Annotated in this window: 3 protein-coding genes; all 3 read right to left on the bottom strand. The window is 61.0% G+C overall.

What is annotated here, in order from left to right; all coding sequences use genetic code 11:
• Nucleotides 1-849 (bottom strand): D-galactonate dehydratase family protein (locus ABI_RS09560; RefSeq protein ID WP_040308762.1); only part of this gene is annotated, 849 nt, incomplete at its 3' end.
• A gap of 128 nt (nucleotides 850-977) precedes the next feature.
• Nucleotides 978-3,449 carry an ABC transporter permease gene (locus ABI_RS09555; protein ID WP_006272729.1) on the bottom strand — a complete coding sequence of 824 codons (2,472 nt, stop codon included), beginning with the start codon at nucleotides 3,447-3,449 and terminating at the stop codon, nucleotides 978-980.
• 12 nt (nucleotides 3,450-3,461) lie between these two features.
• On the bottom strand, nucleotides 3,462-5,813 hold a 2,352-nt coding region (locus tag ABI_RS09550; protein WP_040308761.1), incomplete at its 5' end, for an ABC transporter permease.

Below are 5,813 nucleotides of genomic sequence, written 5' to 3'. Positions count from 1 at the left end.
GCGGATATAGTCGATCAGTTGGTTCTGAATCAGGTCCTTGGCATCCCAGATGGTATTGAAGATCTCACCCACCGCCAGTGGGGTCGTCGTGTGCTGGCGGATATGGCGGAAGGCCTCCTGGTTTTCGGCCGGGGTGATGTCCTCCAGCCAGAACAGGCGATAGGGTTCCAGGTTCTTGCCCAGTTGCGCCGCTTCGTTGGGTGTCAGGCGGTGGTGGCCGTCGTGCAGCAGCTCGTGTTCATTGCCGTAGTTCGAGCGCAGGGCGTCGAACAGCTTGGGGCAGTAGTCGAGATATTTCGACGTGTTCCACACGGTTTCGGTCGGCAGGGTCGCATCAGCCGGTTCGTAATGCAGGGTGCCGCGGCCGACGCCATAGGCCAGCTTGATGCCGGGGATGCCCGACTGGGCGCGGATGGCCGTGTAACCGAGGTCGATATATTTGCCGACCGCGTCGATCGTGCCTTCCAGGTCGGCACCATTGGCGTGACCGTAGACCAGGACCGAGTCGCGCGACGCCCCGCCCAGGAGGTCGGTGATCGACATGCCAGCCATCTTGCCCTTGATGTCCCACAGGGCAACGTCGACGGCGGCGATGGCGCGCATGGTCACCGGCCCGCGGCGCCAGTAGGCGCCACGATAGAAGTACTGCCAGATGTCCTCGATGCGGCGCGGATCCTTGCCGATCAGGGCGGGGATGACGTGTTCTTCGAGGTAGGCAACCACCGACAGTTCACGGCCGTTCAACGTGGCGTCGCCGATGCCGTAGACGCCCTGGTCGGTTTCAATCTTCAAGGTGACGAAGTTGCGGCCCGGGCAGGTAACGATGACTTTGGCGGCGGTGATTTTCATGCAGGCGGTCCCGAAATCTGATCTGTTCTAGGTACGACGGCCAAGTTCAAATCCGCCTCAAAGACGTCGTGTTCGCACATTGGCACATTGGTCTGACCTCTTAAACGCAACCAAACATTTTTCAATGCCTATTCGTGCCGCAGCGTCTTTCCCGGCGCCGAACCCGCCGCATTCCAGGTCAGTCCGACCACGGTCATGACGGCGATCAGTAGCGCAATGCCCGAGCCGAGCAGGAAAAAGATCGGGCTAAGCGCCACACGGTCGTCGAACTGCCCAAGCCAGTGGTCGAGGACCCACCACGCCGTTGGCCAGGCCACAAGGTTGGCCAGAACCACCGGCCGCAGGAATTGCGTCACCAACAGCCCAGTGATCCGCGGCCGTGAACCGCCCATGGCCTTGCGCAGGCCGATTTCCACCGAACGGGCCGACGTGTTGAAAGCCGCCATGCCGTAAAGGCCGATGACGCCGATCAGGCCCACCAGGCAGGCCCCCATGACGAACAACCGCGTTATCCGGCGGTCGGCCTCATAATAGTGCTCCAGCGACTCATTGCCCGAGACGAGGTCGAGCGGCAGGTCGGGGGCAAGTCGGCGCCATACCGATATCATGCGCGCCCGCATGACGTCTTCGGACACGCCGTCGTACCTGAGGATCGTCGACATCTTTTCCTGCATCTGGGTCATGGAATAGAAGACGAGCGGCACGATCGGTTCGGACGGCGGGCCAAATCTCTGGTCGGCAACGACCCCCACGATGTGAAGGGTCCTTTTCGCAATGATCAGGTCCTGCCCCAGGGCTGCTTCCGGCGAGGAGAAGCCGTAGGCCTGCGCCGCGCGTCGATTGATCACCACATTGATCGTGATCGGCACGCGGTTCGCCGCCTGAACAGCCTCCATGATCACCTGGTCGTCGCGGGTCAGGACACGGCCGGCCAGCAGCTTGGCTTCGAAGACATTGAAATAGTGATCTCCGATCATGAGCACGCTGGCATCGACCGGTTGCGCCCCGGGCAGAGTCCGTCGTATCGGCAACAGAGCCCAGTCATAATAGGGCCCGGGTGTAACACCGCTGCTCAGCGATACGACATTGGGCAGGGCGACCCACTGCGAGGTGATCGCGCTGATCTTGCCCGGGTCGAAGGTGGCGCCCGTCAGCGCATTGGTGATCAGCAGCCCTTCGCGATCGAAACCGAGATTCGAGGTCTGGATGTGACGCAACTGGGTGGCGAAGCCTATCACCACGATTAGGAAGGCCGTGACGAGGGTGAACTGCAAAAACACCAGAATTTCCCGCAGCCGGACGGCCAGACGTCCGCCTGACGGTGTCCGCGTCGAAGCGAAAACGGCGGCCGGTCGATAGGCGGCCATCAGAAAGGCCGGGTAGAGCCCGGCCATCGCACCGCACAGAAGAACGGCCGTCGTCAGTCCCACGAGGAAGGGCCAGGTACGCAGGTAGCTCAGGCGCAACGACGTCCCGCCCAAATTATTGACCAGAGGCAGGGCCAGTTCGACAAGGCTGAAGCCGAGCACCACCGCCATCAGCGAGACCAAGGCGGCTTCCCCAAGGAACTGCAGCCGCAAGGTCCCCTCGGTCGCGCCCAGGGTTCGCCGCAGAGCCGCTTCACGGGCGCGGATCATAGTGCGGGCGGTCGCCAGGTTGACGTAGTTGAGCAAGGCGATGGCAAACGCCAGGATGCCGAGTGTTCCCAGTGCCAGGATCGGCGCCATCGCCTTACGGTCGGCCAGGTGCTCTTTGGCCAGGGGAAAGGCGCGCAGGCGCAGGCGTTCGTGGCGTGGCCGGCCGGGAAACTGGGCGTCGATAGCGGGGCTGCGACCGTGGCTGTCGACGAAGGCGTCCAGACGCGCATTCGCCTCTGCCAAAGCCTTTGCGCCATCCAACGCGACAAAGGTCCGGTGAGTGCTGACATCCCAGTTGTCCCAGTGAGGGAAAGCGGCGGCACGTTGCGGAGTCAGCAGGCGGACAAAATGGAAACGCAGACTGGAATTGGGAGGCGTGTCGGCCAGAACGGCTGTCACTGTATAGACCCGCGAGACGGAGGCACCTTGCGGAACGTCCATCACGCCGACGATCATGTCGCGCAGGACGATACGGCGTCCGACGACGTCGGTATGGCCAAAGTATTTGCGCGCCTTGGCCTCGCTGATCACGATCGAGTCCGGTGTCAGGGCGTTGGTCTTGCTGCCGGCCACCAGGGGCAGATCGAAGACGTCGAAGAAGCCGGCACTGACAAGGTATTCCTCCTCCTCCACCGGCTCGCCGTCATACTGGAAGATGGACCAGGTCGTGACGACTTGCGTCGAAGGGGCACGCGGCACGGCAGCGCGAACGGCGTCCAGAGCCACCCCCGCACTGGCAAAGTCCGGTTCGGCCTTGTCGTCCCAGACCAGACGGGTGGTGGTGATTTCGTGAATGCGGTCGGCCTTGGGCATCCAGGCGTCAAAGGTGGCCTCAAAGTGGACATAGAGGCTGATGACGATGAACACCGCGACGCCGAAGGATAGCCCCAGGACGTTGAGCACGGCATACAGCGGATGGCGCGCTGTCGTACGATAGAAGGCGATCAGGAAGGATCGGATCATGCTGCGCTCGCCCTATTCATGGCGCAGCGCCTTGCCGGGCGTGGTGCCGGCCGCCGTGAAGGCCAGCCCAGCGACGGTCAGGACGGCGACCGTAAGGGAGATGCCTGACCCGGCAAGGAAGAACCAGAGACTTAAGGGCACCCGGTCGTCGAACTGTTTCAGCCAGCGGTCCAGCACAATGTACGCCACGGGCCAGGCGATCAGATTGGCCAGGAGGACGGGCTTGAGAAACTGGAACAGAAGAAGCCTGACCACAGACCAGCGGGTCGCGCCCATGGCCTTGCGAATGCCGATTTCGGCCGTACGGGCGGATGTACTGAATGCAGCAAGTCCGTAGAGGCCCACCATTCCCACAGCCGCTACCAGCAGGGTTCCTACAAGAAAGAGGTTTATCATGCGGCGATCAGAGACGTAGTAGGCGTCGAGGTGATCGTTCGCCTGTTTGATCTCCAGCGGCATTTCTGGAGCTATCCTTTGCCACACCTCCCGCATTGCGCTCCGCACAGTGGTTTCGCTCACGCCCTGGTACCGCAAGACGGTAAACCGATGGAGCAGGATATCCGTCGTTGGGATATAGACGATTGGCATAATCGCATTCGCCGGACCTTCGAAACGTTGATCGCCAACCACACCGACAATTTTCAGCCGTTTGCCGATCGAAACCATTTCGTGTCCCAGCGCCGCTTCAGGCGAGGAGAACCCCAAGTGCCGGGTCAATTGAGCGTTGGCGACGACGCAAACCGATGTAGTGACAACCTGTCTGTCGAAAGGCATGTCGTAGGTCACACTGTCCTGTGCCGTGACATTGCGCCCGGCCAGGATTGGCACCCCCAGCGTCGAAAAGAATTCAGGCGCGATTTGTTCGATGCGAACATTCACATTGGTATCCGGGTCGAGGACTGTAGGCGTGGTGAAGCCACCGCCTTCAGAATTTCCCGGAACGGGGCCTGCTCCAATACTTTCGACCCCAGGCAAGGTCTTCCACTCCGACCATATGCGTGTCGCCTGGGCCTGGGTGATTCCCGATTCCGCCATCGAGATGGAGGTGAGGAGGCCCTCCCTCGAAAACCCAAGATCCGAGCGTTGGGCGTGCAGAACCTGGCTCGAGAAGCCGACCAAAAGGATGAAGAAGATTGTGACACACGAAAACTGCAAGGCCACAAGGATTTGGCGGAGTTTGTGACCAGCCCGCCCACCGAAGGCCCCACCTGTTCCCGACAAATTCGCCGCAAGAGGCGATCGGGTCGATGTCCAAGCAGGATAAAGTCCCGCCAGCAGGGCACCGACGAGACATGCCATCGACAGGCCGACGATCAGTGGGAAGTCCTTGAGATCGCCGATCCGCAGTGACAGACCACCCGAACGATTTAACACCGGCAGGACGCCTTCGACAAAACTGAAACCCAGTAACAGGGCCATCACGGACCAAAGGGCTGTTTCGACGAGAAAATGTGTCAGTAGGACCTTGCGGGTGCTGCCCATCATCTTCCGCAGCACAATTTCGCGTGCCCTCAGCCCCGCGAGGACGGTGGACAGATTGACGTAATTCAACAGGGCAACAATCAGAGCTAACGGTGCCGCCGCCGTCAGAACCAGCACCATCGTACGAAGGCCGTCATCGTCTCCCAGACGCCAATCGCCAAAGCGGGAAAACCTGATCTTGAGCAGACTGTGGCGAGGAGAGTGCGGCGCTGTGATATCACCGTACGCCGCTGCCCCTGTGGTGTCGACGAGGTGGTCGAGGCGTCCATTCACGCTTTGGACGTGTCGCGGGGTATCAAGGCGCAAATAGGTGAAATGCTGCGCAGCTCCCCAGTCCTGCCAGTGCGCATAGAAAGCCATTCGTTCCGCCGTGAGCCGCCGAAGGATGTTGAAACGCCGACGGCTGTTCGAGGGTACATCCTGCACAACGGCGGAGATGATGAGTTCTTCCGCCGGCGGGATTCCGGAAACGAGGGCCTGAGTACCCCACCGGGCATCGCGCAGGATCAATCTACGTCCGATGACCTGGGTCGTTCCGAAATACTTGCGGGCAATCGTTTCGCTAATCGCTACATGTCCCGGCTCAAGTGCCTGCCGCTTATCTCCTGCAAGGAGGGTGAGTTGGAAGACCTTGAAAAAATCGGGATCTACGAGAAATTCCTCTTCCGAGAAGCTGTCTCCTCCGGAACTATAGCCGGCGTAGCTCGACACCATCCGCGTCCCAACCAGGTCCGGCTCCTGCCCCCGCAGTGCGTCGAGCGCTGCACCGGCGCCCGATCGCCAGGGGACCATTGCCTTTCCGTCAACGACATAGGTTGTCGTCAACTCGTAGACCTTTGCGGCGTCCGGCATCCAGCGGTCATAGGTCAATTCATACCGGAC

This window comes from Asticcacaulis biprosthecium C19 (genome assembly GCF_000204015.1).
Lineage (GTDB): Bacteria > Pseudomonadota > Alphaproteobacteria > Caulobacterales > Caulobacteraceae > Asticcacaulis > Asticcacaulis biprosthecius.
The sequence above is the reverse complement of the archived record's forward strand: the minus strand, read 5'-3'. Positions and strand labels throughout refer to the sequence as shown.